Here is a 19,581-nt window from a genome sequence, read left to right as displayed (position 1 = left end):
GCATGAGAAGGCGTACCCTCCTGGCCACCGGCATGGCCGGGCTGGCCACCGTGGCGATCGGCCGACCCGCATTCGCCGGGCCCGCCAACCAGCAGCTGACCGTGGCGCTGGTGCCCTTGGACGACCGGCCGGTCAACACCTACGCACCGCAGATGACCGCGGCGAGCGCCGGCGCCCAGGTGCAGCTGCCGCCGCGCGAAATGCTGGGCCGCTTCTTCACCCCCGGCGACGGAGCCGCCATCGCCCGCTGGCTCGGCACCACCGACGGCGTCGACGGGTACGTGATCTCGGTCAGCATGCTCGCCTACGGCGGCCTGATCGCCTCACGCACCGCCGCCCCGACCCTGGCCGCCGCCCTGGAGAACCTGGCCGCGATCCGTAACCTTCGCTCGACCCGGCCGGGGGCGGTGATCGAGGTGCACGACACCATCCAGCGCCTCGCCATCACCAGCACCGGCACCGAGCTGGACAAGTACCGCGACCTGCTGGTCACCTGGGCGAAGCTCTACGACCAGGTGGTGAACCTCGGGCAGGAGGAGCTGCGGGCCCAGCTCGACGCCGCCCGGGCGCGGATCCCCGACCAGGTCGTTGAGGACTATCTCGCCGCGCGGGCCCGCAACCACCAGGTCAACCGGCTGATGGTCGAGTGGGTCGCCGACGGCACCATCAGTCACCTCGTGCTCTCCGAGGACGACACCGCGCCGGTCGGCCTGGCCCGAGCCGAGCGGGTGGAACTGGAGGCGCTTGTCGCCCAACTCGACGTCGGCGACCGGGTGGAAATCTTCCCCGGCGCCGACGAGGTCGACGCGTTGCTGGTCGCGCGGGTGATCGCGGCCCGCACCGCGCCCACCTACCGGGTGGAGTACGCCGGCGTCTCGGGCGAGGACTGGACCGCTCAACTGGAGGGCATCCCGTTCGCGGAGAACATCCGCCGGCACGTGGCCGCCCTGGGGGGACGGGTCGTGAGCGGCGACGCGGACATCGTGCTCGCCGTGAACACCCCCTCGTCGGCACCCGGGCAGCGGGCCGCTGACCTAGACGCCTTCGTCGGGCGGATCGGCACGCTGCTGGCTGCCGGCACCCCGGTCATCGTGGTAGACCCGCTCATCGTGAACAAGGCGGACCACGACCTGGTCGCGCGGATGGAGAGCCGCCTGGATCTCGCGGCGCTGCTGTCGTACTCGGGGTGGAACACCGGCGGCAACGCCCTCGGCCTGGCGCTCGGGCACGGCACCGCCCGGTGGGCGTACCTCCGCTCCTCCGGCAGTGGGTCCGGTGTGCCCGACCTGCGCGGGCCCGGTCAGGCGCACGCCGAGTACCTGCTCTACCGGTTCGTCAAGGACGACCCGTGGAAGAACATCGTGCAGGTCGAGGCGTACGCGCACGCACGGGCGCAGGGCTGGGACCCGCTCGCGCTCACCCCCGAGCAGAAGAGCTACTTCGACGGCTGGGTCAGCGAACGGCTGGTGCCGCTGACCGAGCGGTACTTCGCCGACCACTTCGCCGGGCACCGCATGGTGCTTGGCCAGCGAGGCGCGAAGACGTTCACAGCGACCCTCGCTCGCTTCGAGTCGGCACGTGTCGAGCTGCCGTGGGACCGGCTCTTCGAGGTGATCCTCGAGCCTCAGCTGCAACTGTCCTGACAGGCGCCCGACGAGCACCAGGCGCTGCACACCGGCGACCTCACCGAGGAGCGCGGTTCAACTGCTCCTCGGTGAGCACCGATGCCTCGTCGACGACCACTCCGGTCGCCGGCGAATTCGGCGGCACGGTGCCGGCCGAGAGAGCCTGTGGGTGCGATCCCAACGGAGCTCCTCTCGCCCGGACTGGCGGCCTGGTCCTCCTTGATCGCGGCGGTGCCGACGCCGAACGCCACCACGTAGACCAGCCAGATCGAGCCGACATCGAGCGCCACGGCCATAGCCAGGCCCCGGCCGCGGGCTGCCCGGTCAGGTGGCCTTGACGAACGCCTCGGTGACCAGGGGATAGAGCTTGGCGACCATCGCCTGGGACTTCTTGAGGTCCCCGTCGCCGTCGGAGGCGTCCAGGTTGAGCACGTAGGAACCGCGCGCCATCATGATCGTGCACTGGCTGAGAGGGCCGTCGTCCGTCTGCTGGCGCTCGCAGAAGGTCACCACGTCCGGATTCGCCGGTACCCCGGCCGGGGTCCATGGCACGATCGTCGCGGTCCGGCCTTCGCTCGTTCGATACGACCGGCACGTCTTCAACACCGTTCGCAGCTCACCGATCAGCTTGCGGCCGGGCACGGTCAGGTAGCCGACGACGTGCTGGCGGATCCAGATCGGCGACTTCACCCAGCGGCGTTCGCGACCAGCGGAGGCGAGTCGATCCGACGGCAGGATGTCGCGACAGAGCGAACGCAGCCGCCAATCGTCGGAGTTCTCGCTGGTGTGCTCCGCAGTCTCCTGGCGAAACGTCGACAGGTCGGCAAGCGCGAGCCGCGCCTGCCGGCCCGCCTCCTCCTTGTTCTTCGGCGCGGGTCGAGGCGGTGGTGGCGCCGGCTTGGCCGTCGGCGAAGCGGGGGTCGCCGCCGCCTGCCACTGCGCCCCGGCTGGCTCCGCGGCGCCACAGGCTGCAAGGCCGCCTACGACAAGCAGCGACAGAATGATCGACACAACAGGGCGACGCATCGCGGAGCGTTTCCTTCCGTAGGTGGGCCGGGCCTGCCAGGGGCCCCGGTCCACCTGCGTCGCCGCGCCTCGCCGCGTTACGTCAGGCCGGCAGGTAGTCCCAAGGTGTCCGGGTCGGCGCCGGGCCGGCCGCCGTCGGACGTCGACGCCAAGGCATAATCTCGGCGGCGGAGGCCCCGCGGGTACTGCCGTTCTGCGGGACCCCACTCAACGCCGGCCGCGCCCCGCCCACCTGTTGGTGGGCGGGGCGCGCCCGTGTCCTGCCGTCAGCCCTGCGCCGGCCGGTGCTGAAACGCTTGACCCTTGCGGCACCGTTGCATTGGGGATCGAAAGCCACATTGAGCCCGTGCAGGGCCCGCGGTCAGGTCGCTTGGGCGAGTTCGGTAAACGCAAGGGCGACCCGCGTACCCGGCGGGGCGTCGACGGGGAGTTCGTAGTGGCCGCGGCGGAGGTTCTGCATGAACGCGTGGCCGGCGATGATCACCTGCGATGTGTTGTCCGTTCATAGCCCGCGCATCGGCCTCAACCGGTGTTTGAGCTGGCTGTGATCAGCCTCAATCGGATTATTGGCGTACTGATGGACGTGGTGCCATGCCGACGAGATCAGTTCGTCGAGCACGGCGGGGCAGAGGTCGGCTGGCGTGCGCGTTCCTGTGAGCGTCTGATCTCCGCCTCGGATTCGGTGCGGCCGGCCCAGATCCCGCGTTCGACGTCGACGCTTTTGCCCGGCTCCAGGTCCTTGTACACCTCGAAGAAGTGTTGGATCTCCAGCTTGTGGAAGTGTTCCAGATCCGTGATGTCGCCTAGGTACGCGAGGCGGGGGTCAGCCGTGGGCACGCACAGCACCTTCGGGTCGGGACCCTTCTCGTCCCGCATCCGGAACATCCCGATGGCCCGGCATTGGATGAGGCAACCGGGAAAGGTCGGTTCCTGTACCAGTACCAGCGCGTCGAGGGGGTCGGTGTCTTCGCCGAGGGTGTCTTCGATGAAGCCGTAGTCGGCCGGGTACTGAGTCGCGGTGAACAGGGTGCGGTTCAGCCGGATCCGACCGGTCTGGCGATCCATCTCGTACTTGTTGCGTGTTCCCTTGGGGACCTCGATGGTGACGTCGAACTCCATGCGGCTGCTCCGCCCTTCGGACCTCAGTCTCGGACCGGCTATTGGCCTGGTCGGTGATGAACATGACGATCTCGCTGTCGTGCGAGTGTCGAACACCGACAACAACGCGGCCGGCCAGTAGCTGTAACGGCTGGTTCGGCGGGGCAATGCAGGCACCCCGAGAGTGTTCCGCCGCGGTGGGGGCCCGCCGGCATTCGATCGATGCGGGACCGTTGTGGTAGGTCAGTTCGCCCAGGAGCAAGGTGAGCGCAACAGAGGAAGGAGCAGAGCGAGGACCTGCAGGGCCCGGTTCCTGGATCCGGGACCGTGACGGGAAGTTCGAGGACTTCTACAACTCCCACCGACCCTCATCAAGGCATCGCCAACGCACGCCCGGTCAGAACGCCCCGTCTTCATAGCGCGCATGAAAGCGAGGGAAGTTACGGCAACGCAGCGCAGCTCTGTCACTCCAATTGTCGGCTGAGCACAAGCCTTGAGCACTGCGGCTTGCCCGGCGCTGGTGTCGCACTGCCTTCGCGGATCACCGGTGGTAGCTCAGGTTGACGGCCAGTGCGGCGACCGCAGTGAAGAAGAAGACGGCCCATCCCACAAGCCGGCGGGAACCGACCCGCAGGTGAGCAACGAGCGCACCGAGGAAGTACAGCACGAGACCGACGGCGGCAAGCGTCCCCAGCAGTGGAACGGCGAGCCCTGCCAGCAGCCCCAGCGAGCCTGCCGCCAGCAGCATGCCCAACACCGGTAACCACGACCGTGGTACGCGCTTTATGTCCGCTTGGGCTTTCGGATAGTCGTGGCCGCTCAGGTAGGTGAAGGCGGCGATGCCGTTGAAGACCGAGTCGAGAATGGTGACCGTGACGTAGGTGGCAAACATGGGATCCCCGTGGTGAGTGTTGGCGTGAAGGCTGAGTTGAGGCCACGAAGGCACGGGTGCCGAAGTCGAGCGCCGGACCCGACGTCCTCGCGTTCGGCGTCACGCCGAATAGACAAAAGGACTGCCGGGTCGGTACGTACCCGGCATTGCTGCCTCGGCGGCAACCGTCGCCGCAACCGCGATATCCGGACCCAGCTCGCCCCGCCAACTGAGCGGTCAGCGGTTCCGGGGGCTGACCCGGCCGGATTCGTAGGCGAAGACCACAAGCTGAGCATGCGCGTGCCTAGAAGCTTTGTCATGGCCCGGTTGGCGGACCGAGGAGCAGCGCTTCGGCTCCCACCGGTCGAAACCCGGCGGCTTGGAAGGCCCGCACACTGCGCGCGTTGCCGGCGGCCTGCTGTGACCAGACTGGCTGCTCGTCGGGCACCAGATGCCGAGCGGCCATCGCCAGCGCCCGCCCCAGGCCCCGGTGACGATTTCCCTCGTCGACCTCTATCGACGCCTCCCAACGGCCAGCCACGCCCCGACCAAGAATGACCACCCCGCCGTCCGCCGCCCAGACACGGACGTCATCACGACGCTTGCGTGCCCTGGCCGTACGTGGATGACCGGCGTCCGGAAGCTCGGTCAACGTGAGTGGGGGCGCACCGGCCAGCGGGCTCGCAACTGTCAGTAGGTCGATCGTGTCCATGGACCTCCGGGTGCGGTCGAGCAGCGCGCCCAGGAAGCCCGGATTCATCGTGGCCGCCAGGGCGTCGCAGTCCTGAGCGGCCAGGATGCCGCGTACCCACTGAGGGTCCTCGTCCGTGAACACCACGGAGTGGGCCGTAAATGCGATCACTCCGGCGTCGCGGTGGCTTGGCTGCGGCACCACGCTGGTCCCGCCGTCCGGCGGAGGGAAGTGCCCGTGTGCTGCCGCGTCCAGGATGTCGGCCAATACAGCGTTCATGATCATTGTTCTCCTGGTTGCGGTGGCACGGAGGGGCGAGTCTCCGGACGAGCCAGAGCATTGCAGGCCGGCAGTCGCCATGGTGTCCTGGAACTCGCCCGGTAGGTACCTGGATGAAGCAGTGCGGACTCCATGAGCAGCCACTCCCCGAGCGTGGTAGGTGAGGCGGGGCGACGTCGACCCCGAATCCATGATCGTCGTCCAGACAGAGCTGCAACGGGCACCCCGGTAACCACCGCAGCCGTGGTTGCGCCGTTGGGGTTCGGTCAGTGTCCGAGGGGCGACTTGAACCCCGGACGTTTGGGTGTTGCTCCTCGGTCCGACGTCGTCACCCTGGTCGCCTTCACCGCATGGCGCGCCTGCGATAGTCCACGGCGACGGCAATCAGCAGCGGACCCCAGGCGAGCAGGGGAACGTAGTACCGCAAGATGTCCCAGCCCGGCCGATCGTGCACGACAGCGTCCTGCACCGCTGTCGGACTCCACCCCCGATCGACGAAATGGAACGCCTGGTTCAGCAAGAAGTAGACGCAGATGACCACGAGCAGTAGGCCGCCAGTGATCGCCAGCCGGGTCACCGCGCCAGGCGCAAGTGGTCTGCCGCCCAGCCACCGAGGAAGACGCTGACCCCACTGATGCACGAGCCCGAGCGTCAGCACGGCCAGGGCCATGGACAACACGGACAGGAAGATCAGATACCAGCCGACCGTGCCGCCCACAGGTGCCGTCACCCGCCAGATGGCCGACGGAAGAACACACAGCGGCACAGCGTAGGCAGCCGCCACCGCCCAACGAGACGGGCGGACGGGGGTGGGACTCACGGCTCCCTCCAATCATCGACTGCCCATCACCCTTCCCTGAGCGCCCGCGACCGGACTCCCCCCGCAGAACCAACTGCCTCGCTCGCTCGGGGGACCATCAACCCCGAGCGTGGCGCTCGCCGCGCGGCAGAGCGGGACGCGCCGATGAGGTCGCGATGGGGATGCGGCGCGGCCGCGTGCAGGGCGCTCGTCAAAGGCCGACGAGCGCGTCTCGAGGGCCGAGGCGCGCGGCTGGAGGCTGAGACGGCCCTCCTCCGGGCTCGGCTCGAGGAGCTGAGGAAGAAAGAACCTAGCCCGCACCCGCCCCTGAAAGGCCGCCCCGGCACCGCGCCGAGGAGGCCCTCGGCGTTTGTGAACAAGTCGCCTTTTCCTACCGCCAGGTCCGCCACTGGTCGGGGACAAGCCGGGCGAGCGCCACAGCGGGCACGGCTACGCCGGCGGCTCGGCGACCATGCCGAAGCGGGACTGGTGGCCGTGCCGCTGCGGCCGGCACTCGCCCTCGGCTGCCGCATGCGCCCCGACGCACAAGTGCAGCCGCCGTTCGGCGCGGACTGCGATACAAGCAAGGGGCGGGCCGAGGCGTGAGACCGATTGGTCCGCTCAGCAAGCTAGCCCCCTGCCGAAAAATACCGTCGTACACCATGAATTGTTGCCCGACCTGATGCGACACGTAGGGCAAGTCGGCTATATGAGCATCCGTCGTTTCGTCCTCCAGTAGCAACAGATCGGCTAATCCGCATTGGTGTTCGAAAGTAGCCTGATTAAGTTGCTGGGACAGGGGGTTAACTGACGGGAAATCTTGCGGACCCCCTTACGGGACAAGGGGTTTCCAGGCATTGCCCGTCGCGTGACCGAAAACGGCCTTGTTCCAGATACTGATCCCGGCTGTCGCCCCACTAGTCTTGTCGCGGATAGGCCTTGACCTGCGCCGATAGCAGGACCACCCTGACCTGCGTCCGGCCATTGGGCCCGGAAAGAATAGCGATTGAGCGGCAACCACGCCACCGACAATCGCTACTACGCGTGCGCGAACATTCGACCATCTGTGAATGTGCAAAAACCCTGCACCAGATGTCGAAGCAGACGCTCAAGATGACGGACGACCAGACCAAACGGCCGCCTCGTGGTGGAGGAAGAGGGTGACGCCGGCCAGCTTGAACTGTTCCAAAAACTACTCGATCAGTATGCACCCACACGAGCACACGTTCGTTGCCCGTGGATAGGTGGTTCACGCGGACGACGACATTCGGTACGACCATCCAGTCTCGACAGATAAAGCTAATGGTGATTCCCATGCATGTGCGTGATTTGTTCCGTTTAATCGTGGCGCTGCTGATCTGCATGATCGGTCTTTCGGCCGCCACACCGGCCTGGGCCCAGCCCAGCCCTCAGGTCCCTCTCTGGTCCGAGCAGGCGGGGCGTAGCGCGGACGGCTTCCCACCGAACTGCCAGGAGCCCGGAAATGGTCCCTTTGTCGGCCTGGATGTCTGGACCTTCCGACTGCCAACCCCTGAGCAGGGTGAGTTCAAGGGGCTGACCCTGTACTTCATGACGCCGGAAGGCCAAGAGCTCGCCCCCGTCATCGTTCCCGGACCCGACGGCGACATCACCCAGGGCACGCCGCAGGCCCGGGTCAGGGTGCAGGCAGGGTTGCAGATCATCAACGGCAGCGCCGAGGTCACGGGCAACCCAATAGGCGACTTCACCGTGAGCCAAACCTGTTTGGCGATTCCACTCACGCCCGACATCAATCTCGCGTGGAACAAGCCCGCGATCGCGGACAGTCAGTGCGCGCTGTCCCAGGGCCCGGAGAAGGCAATCAACGGTAGCTGGACCGGCGGCCCGTCGGACAGGTGGTGCTCCACGGGGGCCAGCAAGTGGCTGCGCGTCGACCTCGGATCCAGTACGAACATCAGACAGTTTGTGCTGCGTCATGCTGGCGCCGGCGGGGAGCCGACGTCGTTCAACACCCGCGCCTTCAACATCCAGATGAGCGCTGACAGCACAACGTGGACGACGGCCGTCACCGTGACCGCGAACACCGCGAGCGTCACCACCCACGACGTGACGGCAACCGCCCGCTACGTCCGCCTCAACATCACCACCCCGACACAGACCACTGACCCCTCGGCCCGCATCTACGAGCTGGAGGTCTACGGCGGGGTCAATCTCGCACTGAACAAGCCCACGACCGCGGACAGCCAGTGCGCGCTGTCCCAGGGCCCCGAGAAGGCAGTCAACGGTAGCTCGACCGGCGGCCTGTCGGACAAGTGGTGCTCCACGGGGGCCAGCAGGTGGCTGCGCGTCGATTTCGGATCCAGTGCGACCATCAGGCGGGTCGTGGTGCGTCATGCTGGCGCCGGTGGGGAGCCGACGTCGTTCAACACCCGCGCCTTCAACATCCAGATGAGCGCTGACAGCACAACGTGGACGACGGCCGTCACCGTGACCGCGAACACCGCGAGCGTCACCACCCACGACGTGACGGCAACCGCCCGCTACGTCCGCCTCAACATCACCACCCCGACACAGACCACTGACCCCTCGGCCCGCATCTACGAGCTGGAGGTCTACGGTCAGGCCGGGTCACTGCCGCCGGAGGTTAATCTCGCGCTGAACAAGCCCGCGATCGCGGACAGTCAGTGCGCGCTGACCCAAGGCCCGCAGAAGGCGGTCAACGGTAGCTCGACCGGCGGCGCGTCGGACAAGTGGTGTTCCACAGGGGTTGGCAAGTGGCTACGTGTCGATCTTGGTTCCCCTGGGGGCTCGCTTGTGAACATCAGGAAGTTTGTGCTGCGTCATGCTGGCGCCGGCGGGGAGGCGACGTCGTTCAACACCCGCGCCTTCAACATCCAGATGAGCGCTGACGCCATACAGTGGTGGACGGTCGTCACCGTGACCGCGAACACGGCGAATGTCAGTACCCACTACGTGGACGCATTTGGCCGCTATGTCCGACTCAATGTCACCGCCCCGGCGCAGACGACTGATCCCTCGGCCCGCATCTACGAGCTGGAGGCTTACCCGCCATCGTGATGTGCGGTGCGTCCATTCATACCGGCAACGGGGTCACTGGCGATTCGACTCCCGAGTCGGGGTGCTGCCGGTGACCGCTGGTTGGTTCGGTGTGTGGACGTGACGTAGAGCGGCCACCGCCTGATCGTCGAGATTCATCAAGATCTTCGATGTGGGGCGGTGGCCGTGGCCGTCATTGCGGGTGTGGAGCTCGAATAGTCGGTTCGGCCGTCTGAAGTGCGGTTTGTGGGCGCGGTCGCATTAACTGATCCGGAGACGCGTACGCCCGGATCGGGTCCGCAGTCATCCATCAGATCACCTGAGCGACGCCACTCCCCCTGCCGGGCAACCCTTCGGCGGGCCGCTGTTGCGTGCCAGGCTCGCCCCGTTGGCACGGGGCGAGCCTGGAACTCGGGTCCGATCAGCCGACCCGCACCGGCGCGATTTCGAAGCGATCGAGGTTCGGCGCCCATTCACTGTCGAGCCTCGCCCGGCACGGCGACGGGCAGCCCGGCGCCGTAGCACTGTTGGCCGGGTCGTTGTAGAGGGTGATCTCGTTCCGGCCGGCCTTGAGGGTCACCGGCACTCCCCTGGCCCACCAGTTCCCCCATGACCGACCCCGCCGACGTACTGGCCGCCGGAGGCGTAACCGTGGCTTTCGACGGCCGCGGAACCCTTCAGGACTGCACTCTCAGCCTCGTGCGACCGCACCGGTTGAGCGCCCGTCACGGCCCGCGTGACGATGATCGCGTCGAGTCGTACGGGTGTCGGTGTTATCCCCTGCACAGTGACTCGGTTGACCCCGGCGGACAGGAAGAGCCGATGGGTGTCGGTGTCCCAGAACGTACCGCCCGGCGTGGCGCGCAGGTGCGCCCCGTCGACGGGACGGCGGTCGAGGCCGATTTGGGCGACGGCGGTATCGCGTTTACCGGGACTGTTGTGCCGGAACTGGATGTCGTAGTAGCCGTCCTCCTCGGCGTAGACGGTGAACATGGCTTCGCCACCGCGCTTGAGCACCAGGTGTCCGGCGCCGGACTGCTGCGGATGGTCGTACTCGTGGGTGACGGAGCCTGCCGTCGCCTGGGACAGCTCGGCCTCGTAGCGCCGGGTCCCGGGCCCCGCGCGCGATACGAGCTCCAGATCGACACGGTCCAGGGTCGCCTCACCGACGGCCGCGCCTAGCTCAGGGTGCGACTTGGCGAGGCGGATGTGGTTGGTCCCCTGATTGAGCTCGACGTTGACGTCCTTGCGCGTGCGCCACGTCCAGTTCATTGTCGCCTCGTAGTCGACGAACTGCGCCTGGCCACCGTTGACGGTCAGCACCTGCTGGGACGGCTGCCCGGTCTGGTTGCCGTACATGATGCCCAGCCGGTAGGTGCCGGCCTGCGGGACGTCCACATTAAAGTCTACGGCACTGTCGGACCTGTTCAGGGAACCGACATCGCGATTGCCCGACGCGGCGGCGCCGTTCCAGTTCTGTACGGTGCCCTGCGTGTACACCTGCCCGGCGGTGATGGTCGCGCTCTCCGCCTCGTAGGACCCCTGCCACGGGCGATCGATCGGCTGCCGGGAGCCCCGGCCACCGGGCGAGAGGACGATCTCGTACGCGGCCATCAGGTCCGTGTTCGCACCGCCGTCGCCGTGCACCCCCAGGCCGCGGACCGGCACCGTGATCTTGCCGTCCTTGACGGCGACATCGGAGTCGAGCAGGACGACGGGCGGCGGAGCGTCGGAGTTCTGGCCACTCCAGGTCGTGGCGGACATCGTGACGCCGACCTTCTTGCCGAACAGGTCGGCGTCGACGTTGTCGATGACGACGTCGAAGTCCTCGGCGCCGCCTCCCGCCACGATCCGGGCCTGCCGTCTGTCGTCGTCGACGACGGCGATCCCGTCCAGGGCGTCGATGGTGGTGGTGTCTGGACGGGTGACGCGGACCGTGTCGCCGCCCTTCAGGTCCGCGTACATCTTGTAGAACCACCAGCCGCCACCTGGCTTGTTGGTCTGGACGACGTCACCGGCGAGGCCGCCGGCCGCGGTCCAGTAGGCCTTGCCGCCGGCGGCGACCTTCGCCTCCTCGAACATCGCGGTCCATTTGATGAGCTGTCCGGGCACCGTGAGGTCACGGTTCCCCGCGTACTCGTTGATGTTGATCGGAATCGGCGTAATGCCGCGCTCCCGCTCAAGGTTGCGGTAGGTCCGGAAGGTGGTGCGGAAATAGTTGGTGCTCGCCGGGTCCAGGCTGTTGGATGGCAACTGGTGCCACGAGACGATGTCCGGCAGGACGTTGTTGTCTCGAGCGAACGTCAGGAAGTCGGCGTAGTTGCGCTGACGAAATGTGGCGTCGTTCATTCCCATCACCCGCGCCTCGGGATGATGCGCGCGGATGTACTCGACAGCCCTCTTCCAGTGGTTGAGGAAGGCGTCCATGCGGGTCCGGTAGGCCGCGTTGTTGCCGGTACCCAACTCGTACCAGATGTGATCCGGCTCGTTGAACGGCACGTAGACGAAACGGTCGGCATGCGGGCTGTTTGACGCCCGGTCGACCACCCAGGCCAACTTCTGCATGAAGTCGTCGAAGCAGACCTCGTTGCAGGGGACCACACCGCCCGGGTTCTCGTAGGGCCACGACGCGTACATGTCCTGGACGTAGATCTGGATGTACTCACCGCCTGTCCGGAAGAACGGCTCCGCGACCACCATCGCGTCGCCGTTCGGGTGCTGGGCGCCCGCCGGCGGCTTCTGTGCGATGCTGTGGATCCGGAGCGGTTCGAGGGTGTTGTCGCTGGGTACGCCCTCGTCGCTGAGTCCGTAGAGAGTCCCGCCGCCGGCGCCGACGAACGGGCCGGTGCGCTCACCGAGATCGACGAGTAGCTGCTTGACGTTGTCGGCGCGCGCTTCCTGCTGAGGTGGCGCGGCCGTCGCACCGCTCACGCCCATCGCAACGCTCAACGCAGTGATCGAGGCGATCCATTTTTGCACGTCATCCTCATTTCGTTCGATTCAGACATCCTTCGGAACTGCGGTTCGATTCCTCGCCTCCCTTTCACGGGTCATGGCAATGTGAACCCACGACTCCCTCGACGTCTCACTTCCTCGCGGGAGAGGTTCTGCTATTTGACGGCGCCATTGGTGATGCCGGAAATGATCTTTCGTTGGGCCACGGCGAACACGACGATCAGGGGCAGGCTCATCAAGATGACGTAGGCAAAGATGAGGTGCCAGTTGTTGAGGTAGAGACCGGCGCTGGCGACGCTGAAGAGGTTGAGCGGCAGGGTGTCGAGGCGCCCGCCGACGACGAAGAACGCGTAGAAGACGTCGTTCCAGACGTACAGGCTGATCAGGACGGTGGCGGTGGCGAGCACCGGCCGGAGCATCGGCAGCACGATGCGCCGGAACACCGTCAGCGGGCTGGCGCCGTCGACCTGGGCCGCCTCCTCCAGTGACGTGGGGATGGTACGGATAAAGCCGGTGACGAAGAAGACGACAGTGGACATATAGATGCCCATGTAGACGCCGATCATGCCGATGGCGGTGCCGGCGAGGCCGAGTTGGCGAAGCAGGAGTACCACGGTGACGACCGCCGGGGGCAGGATGATGCCGCTGATCGCCAGGGCGTACAGGACGGCGTTGAGGCGGGTGGCGTGGCGGGCCAGCACCCAGGAGGCCATGGATCCGAGGGCGAGGACCCCGAAGACCGTGGGTACGACGACCAGCAGGCTGCCGAGAAAAGCGGCCGGAACCTCGCCGTCCGTCCACACCTGACGAAGGTTCTCCCACAGGTGCCACTCGGATGGCAGGGACAGGTCCGGGGTCAACGCCTCGCTCCGAGACTTGCCGGCGGTCACCACGACGAGCCACAGCGGGATCCCGATGACGGCCAGCCCGAGCACGATGGTGACGGCCGGCTGCAGCCGGCGCCAGAGGCGCGCATCGCTGATCACAGGATCTCCTCCCGCTTACGCAGTACATAGATCACGGGGAAAGCCATGAAGGCGACGAGCAGGAACAGGATCAGGCTCATGGTGGTGGCCTGGGCGAACAGGCCCTGCCCGAACGTGCGGAAGATGAAGATGTTGAGGATCTCCGTGGTGCGGGCCGGCCCGCCGCCGGTGGTGGCCTGCACGATGTCGAAGCCGTTCATTGATCCCAGCAACGCCGTGGCGACGTTGAAGGTGACCGCCGGCGCCATCAGCGGGGATCTGATGGTCCAGAATGTCCGCCAGCGGGAGGCGCCGTCGATGCGCGCCGCTTCCATGACGTCCTCGGGGATCGTCTTCAGCCCCGCCAGGTAGATGAGCATCGCCAGTCCCATCCACTTCCACGCGTGGATCACCGCCACCACGACGATCGTCCAGGTGGTGTCGCCGAGCCACGCGTAGTCGAACGGGCTTCGGGCAACCGCGCCGATCAGTTGGTTGAGGCTGCCATCGGGCTTGAGAAGCGCCTGGAAGATGTAGCCGACGGCGAGGGCGGACATGAGCACGGGAATGAGGAAGAAGATCCTGGCCAGGCGGTTGAGCCAGGTGTCGCGCTCTAGCAGGACAGCCAGGCCGAATCCGAACAGGTTCTGAAAGATGGCCACCAGGACCGCGTACACGACGGTGATCCGCAGGGCGCGGAAGAGGGTTCCGCTGGCGGCGAGGTCGGCGAAGTTGTCCAGCCCGACCGGGTTGATTTCGCTCTTGAAGCCGGACCAGTCGGTGAAGGCGTAGATGAAGTTGAAGACGGTCGGCAGGAAGAAGAAGACCAACAGGATCGCGAACGCCGGAGCCAGGAACCACATCGGATGCGTCTGCCGGTTGATGGCGCCCGTCGTGGGGCGGCGCCGGGCGCCTGCCGGGGCGGGAGCCGGTGGGGTGCTCCGCTCCCCCACCCGCGCCTGTGCTGCCGTGGGCATCATTACTGGCACTCCTTCAGCAGGTCGGGCGCGGACGCGCCGCGCCCGACGTGCGATTGCTCAGAAGCCGGGCGCGCCGGCTGCCTTGGCCAACTGGGCGAACTGTTCCTGGGTGGCCTGGGCCACCTGTTCCGGCGTCATGGAGCCAGTGATCATGTCAGCGAGGTTGATGTACAGGTCGGGGTTGGCGACCGCCAGTGCCTGCATGGAACCGACCGATGTCGGCAGTGCGGCGTGCACGTCGAGCAGGGCCTTGGGCACGCCCGGCGGGTTCGGCACCGCGGTCTGCAGCGAGATCGTGTTGCGGTCGGTGACGAAGTCCTGGTAGCCCGGGCCCATCCAGTACGACAGCAGTTGCCGGGCCGCGGCCTCCCGCTTGGCGTCGCCGGTCTTGAAGGCGACCAGGGCGTTGGACTGGTCCGGAATGAACGTACCGATGTTGCCGGACGGAGAAATCGGGAAGAATCCGATCTTCTTGTCCAGGGTTGCGGTGTCGGCCTTGGCTTGGAGCTGGCCGAAGAAGGAGTTGACCTGAACCACCATGGCGGCCTCGCCAGCGAGCAGCGCCGTACCCTGGTCCTCGAACTTGGCCGTCTTGATGTTGGAGTTGAACAGTCCCTCGTCGATCAGCGACTTGTAGGTCTTGATCGAGTCGAGCACGACGGGACTGGTGAGCGTCTCCTCACCCTTGTTGATCTTCTCCCACAGGCCGGCCTTCGCGGCGTCGGCGAGCTGGATCTGCACCCACCACTGGGTGCCCCACCGGTCGGCGGCCATCTCGTAGAACGGGGTGACGCCCTTTGCCTTGAGCGTACGAGCGAGGGTGACCATCTCGTTGAAGTTCTTCGGCGGCGCGGCGATGCCGTTGGCGGCGAAGACCTCCTTGTTGTAGTAGACGCCCTCGACGGCCGGGCTGGTGATCAAGGCGGCGTAGCGGGTGCCGTCGAGGATGCCGGTGATGTCGCGCAGGTCCGGCGAGAGCTTGGACAGCCAGGGCGCCTCATTGAGCGGTTGCAGGTTGGCCTTGGCGTTGATCGCGGTCAGCATGGAGGCGGTCGGCTGCCAGAACGCGAGGTCCGGCTTGTCGCCGGTGGCGACCTTGGTCTGGATGCCCTGCTCGTACGGGTCCGGGATCGTGACAACCTCGACGGTGGCGCCGGTCGCCTGCTCGAACCCGTCCACTACCTTGCTGGGCACCGTGTTGCTGTTCTGGGCCGCCCAGATCGTCAACTTGACCCCGTCGAGCTTCGCCGTCGGGTCCGCCCACGTGACGGTGGTGTCGGTGGGAGCCTCCGCGGCTGGGTCGCTGCATGCCGCGAGACCGAGCGTGAGCGCCGCCGCGGCGCCGATCTTGATCCAATTTTTCATCGTGTATTCCTTACGTGGTGGGGACGATCCGAAACAGCCGCGCTGCTGCCGGTTCGGGGCGGTTGGGGCTGACGGTCAGCGAGCCCGTGCCGGCGGCCCAGTCGCACCGCCAGGCCGGCAGCCGCCGCGGATAGAGGAGGTCGATCTCGACGTCCCGGCCGCGCAGGTGCGGCAGGGACAGCGTCGTGGCCGGTGTGCCGCCGGCCCGCCGCCACACCGCCAGGTACACGACGTCGCCCGCGCGAAGGGCGAGACTGAGCCACGGGTCGTCCCACCCTGGCAGGCCCAGCGGCCACAGCGGCACCGCGGCCGCCAGGTCGCCGCGAATCTCCCGGTGGACCTGTACGGCGGCGCGCACGGACTCCGTCTGATCAGCGTCCATGCCGTCCAGACGGCCCGACAGGTAGAGACGGCCGAGAAAGCCGGTGCACATCGTGTACGCGAGTTGCTCGCCGGACATGTCTGGCTGCGGGTACGCCCAGCTCGCCGACTGCTCGGGCAGCACCGACATCGGCGCGGCCACGGCGACCGGCGGGTACCGCAGGTAGTCCTGCTGGTCGCTGGTGGACTGCAGCTGCATGCGGGACAGCAGGGCGTAGTCCATCCGCATGGCACCCGACGCGCAGTTCTCCAAGATCAGGTCGGGGTGCCGGTCGAGAAGCCGGTCCAGCCACGCCAGGTGAGCCCGGTTGTGGCCCAGCAGCCCGGCCCCGACGCTGTCCGCGTCCAGGTCGGTGCCCGGGCCGGGGTCGATGTTGTAGTCCAGCTTGAGGTAACCGACCCCGAGCTGCTCGACCAGCCGGTCCACCACCTCGTCGAGGTGTGCGACCGCGCGGGGATGGCGCAGGTCCAGGTGGTACCGGCCGTGCTCGACCAGCCGCACGCCGCCGCGCTGCAGGAAGGCCTGCTTCGGCAGCTTGTCGGCCATCGGGCTGCGTACCCCGATCACCTCCGGCTCCAGCCACAGGCCGGGCACCATTTTCCGGTGGCGGATTCGGGCGAGTACCTCCTCGATGCCGCGCGGGAACCGGGTCTGCGACGGCTGCCACTCGCCGACGCTGTCCCACCAGGCGGTGCCGTTGTCGTACCAGCCGGCGTCGATGCAGAACACCTCCGCTCCGGCGTCCGCGGCGGCGTCGATCAGCGGCAGCAGCTTCGCGGTGGTCGGGTCGCCCATCAACGTGTTCATGTAGTCGTTGAACACCACCGGCAGCGCGGACCGGTCCCGGTGCGGGCGAACCAGCGCCCGCCGGTGCGCGGTCAGCGCGGCGACCGCGCCGTCCAAGCCGTCCGCTGATACGGCTACCGACACCGGTACCGTCGTGAAGCTCTCGCCGGGCGCGACACGGTGCTGCCACTGGTGGTCGATATCGGTTGGGCCGAGCAGAGCCAGATAGGACCCGTCGAGCCGCTCCCCGACCTCCCATCGCCAGGCCCCGTTGTGTTCCACCTGCCACAGCCAGGCCGGCCCGCCCCCGCGGTGGATTATGCCGCCGGTCGGCAGGTGGGTGCCGGTGGACCAGGTCCCCCTGCTGACGACCGCCAACCGGCCGCGACCGTCCTGGCCGTGCAGCGGGAGGTTCAGGTCGGGTACATCGTCGCGCAGCCGTTGACGGGTCCACCGGCTCTCGCCGAGCCACTCACTGTCGGCCCGTATCACGTCGAGCTCGTCGACCGGATACCCGCCGATCCCGGTGGCGAACGAGGTCACGCCCAGGAGCAGTACCGGCGCCGCTCCCTGGTTGGTCACCCGCGTGCGGACCTGGCAGGCGCTGACACCCTCGGCCGACCGGAAGAGGGTCTCGATGGTCAGGCCGGTCCGCTCGTCGCGCAGGTCGACGCGCAGCTCGCACCACGCCCCGTCGCGGGCCTGGCTGCTACCAACGTAGGCCAGGCGCCGTCCGATGGCGGTCTCGGAGAAGCGGTGCGAGGCCCGGGCGCGGCCCTCACCGGCGACCAGCAGCTCCACCAGCGGCTGCGTCGCCGGCGACTGGCTCTGCCGAACACCGTCTGACAAGGACGAGATCGCGACCGGGCCGTCCGGGGACACGTCGACGACGAGCCTCAACGCCGAGTGGCCCCAGACCAGGCTCGTGACGGGTTCCGACGAGATCACTACTGCTCCTGTTCGATGTCTGGACGAGTTTCCGGCCAGCCATTGGTTGCGGCAGGTCCCGACAATGTTGATCGGACGCGGACTGATGCCGTTCGCGCTGTGGTGCGGAGCCTCACGCCGGCCGGCAGGTCAACCACCACATGCGAGGTAGCGGCGCCGGGCTGGCCCGCCGCCAGCACCGCGCGGAAGTCCACTCTCGCCCTCATCAACCCACCGCCATCCATGTGACCGGTCACACGCATGATTAGAAAGTGTGATCGGTCACATGTACTGCGGGAAGGGGGCGTTACCTCATTGTTACGCGCGCATTTCCTCAACTCACCTCGGCGGCGCCGTCGACTCGCGGACGACCAGGCGCGGTGCGGCGAGCGCCACCGGCGGCTCCGACACACCGGTCACCTCGGCCACCACCGCGGCCAGACAGACCCGCCCCAGCGCCACGAAGTCCATCCGCACCGTCGTGAGGGCCGGCGTCCAGTAAGCCGCCCCAGGCACGTCGTCAAAGCCCACCAGGCTCACGTCTCCCGGGACGTCCCGGCCCGCCTCGAACAGGGCCCGACGCACCGCCAGCGCGGTGTCATCGTTGCCGCAGAGGATCGCCGTGACGTGCTGATCGGCTGCCAACTGCCGCCCCGCGAGATAGGCGGACCGCAGATCCCAACCGCCCCGCAGGACCGTGGGGACCGGAGCGCCGACATCCTCAAGAGCATCACGCCAGCCCGCCTGACGCGCGCTCGTACCGGTCTCGGACGGGATCGCCACATGGTGCACGGTGCGGTGCCCCAGCCCGAGCAGATACCGCGTCGCCTCCGCGGCGGCCTGCCGCTCGTCCAAGAAGAGCATCGTGCGCGGGGTATCCGCCAGCCCACCGGCCTCCGTGGCCGCTACCGCAGGTATGTCCGCCGGCAGCGCCCGCAGGACCCCGGCACCGGCCGCATCGAACGCGACGACGATCACGCTGCCCGCGCTCCGGTCACTGACGTACTCGACTGCTTGGCGGACGTCGACCGGTCGATCCGACTCGACCACTCGGACGCCGACCGCCAAGCCCTTCAGCCGGGCGGCCTCCTCGATGCCCTGCAGCGTGGACGCGTAGCCGTACAGCATGGTGTTCGCCGTAACCACGGTGACCGCGCTCGCCCGGCCCGAACCGAGCGCCCGCGCCGCCCTGTTCGGGCGGTAGTCCAACCGACCGATGGCCTCCAGGACCAACTGCCGCGTATCGGGGCTGACCCTGGGCGAGTCGTTCAGCACCCTGGAAACCGTCTGGTACGAAACCCCTGCGGCAGCCGCCACATCACGGATGCTCGGCGGAGCCTCGCGCCGCCGAACCGGCCGGCCGGAAAAAGATCGCGTCACAGCACCATCGTGAGCCGTCGAGGTGTCGGGGTCAAAGACACCCGTCGCACGAGAAACCGCAGTCGTGACCAGGCCACCGGGCCCCTCACGTCCGGTCGACTGCGCGCCGGTCCCCTGGGTGACCTCGAGGGCTACGCCAGTTGACGGCGTCAACCTCGGACATAGGATCATTCGCCGTGGAAAGCGGTCAGCTAATGCCTTGACCACAAACGTTGCCGGGGGTGACACACCGGGCCGGATCCGCGCGGTGATGAACGGTGCGGTTGAGGCTGTGCGGGTGGCAGAACCAGTTCGAGTACGCCGGTTAAGTAATCAAGAAGGTCAACGGCTGCAACGCCTCGTGCGGCGCGGTACCGGGTCGGTGGCCCGGCTGCATCGGGCCATGGTCGTGGTTGCCTCGGCGGGCGGGAACACGG

15 protein-coding genes are annotated in these 19,581 nt (G+C 67.4%); 2 read left to right on the top strand and 13 right to left on the bottom strand.

All coding sequences use genetic code 11. The annotated features are described in order from the left end of the window. The first annotated feature begins 2 nt into the window (after nt 1-2). A complete protein-coding gene (locus BUS84_RS04390; RefSeq protein ID WP_074308956.1) occupies nt 3-1,643 on the top strand; it encodes a DUF4127 family protein in 1,641 nt (546 codons plus the stop codon). 40 nt (nt 1,644-1,683) lie between these two features. Here the strand turns inward: BUS84_RS04390 and BUS84_RS40555 are convergent, their stop codons facing one another. The 6 genes from BUS84_RS40555 to BUS84_RS04360 all read right to left on the bottom strand — a co-directional run bounded on the left by BUS84_RS40555 (nt 1,684) and on the right by BUS84_RS04360 (nt 6,374). Next, nucleotides 1,684-1,806, bottom strand: a complete 123-nt coding sequence (locus BUS84_RS40555) for a hypothetical protein (protein ID WP_280175090.1) — start codon at nt 1,804-1,806, stop codon at nt 1,684-1,686. A 143-nt stretch (nt 1,807-1,949) separates the two neighbouring features. After that, a complete protein-coding gene (locus tag BUS84_RS37275) occupies nt 1,950-2,651 on the bottom strand; it encodes a hypothetical protein (protein ID WP_143728225.1) in 702 nt (233 codons plus the stop codon). Nucleotides 2,652-3,254: 603 nt separating this feature from the next. Next, nucleotides 3,255-3,770: an inorganic diphosphatase gene (locus BUS84_RS04375; RefSeq protein ID WP_074308952.1), complete on the bottom strand. Its 516-nt coding sequence runs from the start codon at nt 3,768-3,770 to the stop codon at nt 3,255-3,257. Nucleotides 3,771-4,290: 520 nt separating this feature from the next. Continuing rightward, a complete protein-coding gene (locus BUS84_RS04370; RefSeq protein WP_074308950.1) occupies nt 4,291-4,641 on the bottom strand; it encodes a DoxX family protein in 351 nt (116 codons plus the stop codon). A gap of 295 nt (nt 4,642-4,936) precedes the next feature. After that, nucleotides 4,937-5,590, bottom strand: coding sequence for a GNAT family N-acetyltransferase (locus BUS84_RS04365; RefSeq protein WP_074308948.1), 654 nt, complete (start codon nt 5,588-5,590; stop codon nt 4,937-4,939). A 343-nt stretch (nt 5,591-5,933) separates the two neighbouring features. After that, the gene (locus tag BUS84_RS04360; protein ID WP_208869520.1) at nt 5,934-6,374 is read right to left on the bottom strand and encodes a hypothetical protein; all 441 of its coding nucleotides are present in this window, start codon (nt 6,372-6,374) and stop codon (nt 5,934-5,936) included. Nucleotides 6,375-7,733: 1,359 nt separating this feature from the next. Here BUS84_RS04360 and BUS84_RS39545 point away from each other — a divergent pair. Then, nucleotides 7,734-9,446 carry a discoidin domain-containing protein gene (locus BUS84_RS39545; protein WP_244298375.1) on the top strand — a complete coding sequence of 571 codons (1,713 nt, stop codon included), beginning with the start codon at nt 7,734-7,736 and terminating at the stop codon, nt 9,444-9,446. Between the two features lie 400 nt (nt 9,447-9,846). On the opposite strand, the gene BUS84_RS38135 is transcribed toward BUS84_RS39545, so the two are convergent. From BUS84_RS38135 to BUS84_RS04325, 7 genes are all read right to left on the bottom strand, one after another. Beyond that, on the bottom strand, nt 9,847-10,005 hold the full coding sequence (locus BUS84_RS38135) for a carbohydrate-binding protein (protein ID WP_159450983.1): 159 nt from the start codon (nt 10,003-10,005) through the stop codon (nt 9,847-9,849). Next, nucleotides 10,002-12,404, bottom strand: a complete 2,403-nt coding sequence (locus BUS84_RS04350; RefSeq protein WP_143728224.1) for a CBM35 domain-containing protein — start codon at nt 12,402-12,404, stop codon at nt 10,002-10,004. Before BUS84_RS04350 ends, BUS84_RS38135 begins: the two co-directional genes overlap by 4 nt. 131 nt (nt 12,405-12,535) lie before the next feature. Then, entirely contained in the window at nt 12,536-13,366 is an 831-nt protein-coding gene (locus tag BUS84_RS04345) for a carbohydrate ABC transporter permease (RefSeq protein ID WP_244298374.1), read from the bottom strand. Beyond that, entirely contained in the window at nt 13,363-14,322 is a 960-nt protein-coding gene (locus BUS84_RS04340; RefSeq protein WP_208869519.1) for a carbohydrate ABC transporter permease, read from the bottom strand. Before BUS84_RS04340 ends, BUS84_RS04345 begins: the two co-directional genes overlap by 4 nt. 60 nt (nt 14,323-14,382) lie before the next feature. Continuing rightward, the gene (locus BUS84_RS04335) at nt 14,383-15,690 is read right to left on the bottom strand and encodes an ABC transporter substrate-binding protein (RefSeq protein WP_074308937.1); all 1,308 of its coding nucleotides are present in this window, start codon (nt 15,688-15,690) and stop codon (nt 14,383-14,385) included. A gap of 10 nt (nt 15,691-15,700) precedes the next feature. After that, nucleotides 15,701-17,806 (bottom strand): glycoside hydrolase family 36 protein, encoded by a 2,106-nt coding sequence (locus BUS84_RS04330; RefSeq protein WP_244298373.1) that lies wholly within the window; start codon nt 17,804-17,806, stop codon nt 15,701-15,703. Between the two features lie 318 nt (nt 17,807-18,124). Continuing rightward, nucleotides 18,125-19,102: a LacI family DNA-binding transcriptional regulator gene (locus BUS84_RS04325; RefSeq protein WP_280175089.1), complete on the bottom strand. Its 978-nt coding sequence runs from the start codon at nt 19,100-19,102 to the stop codon at nt 18,125-18,127. Between the last annotated feature and the right edge of the window lie 479 nt (nt 19,103-19,581).

This window comes from Micromonospora cremea, from assembly GCF_900143515.1.
Taxonomy (GTDB): Bacteria; Actinomycetota; Actinomycetes; order Mycobacteriales; family Micromonosporaceae; genus Micromonospora; species Micromonospora cremea.
The sequence above is the reverse complement of the archived record's forward strand: the minus strand, read 5'-3'. Positions and strand labels throughout refer to the sequence as shown.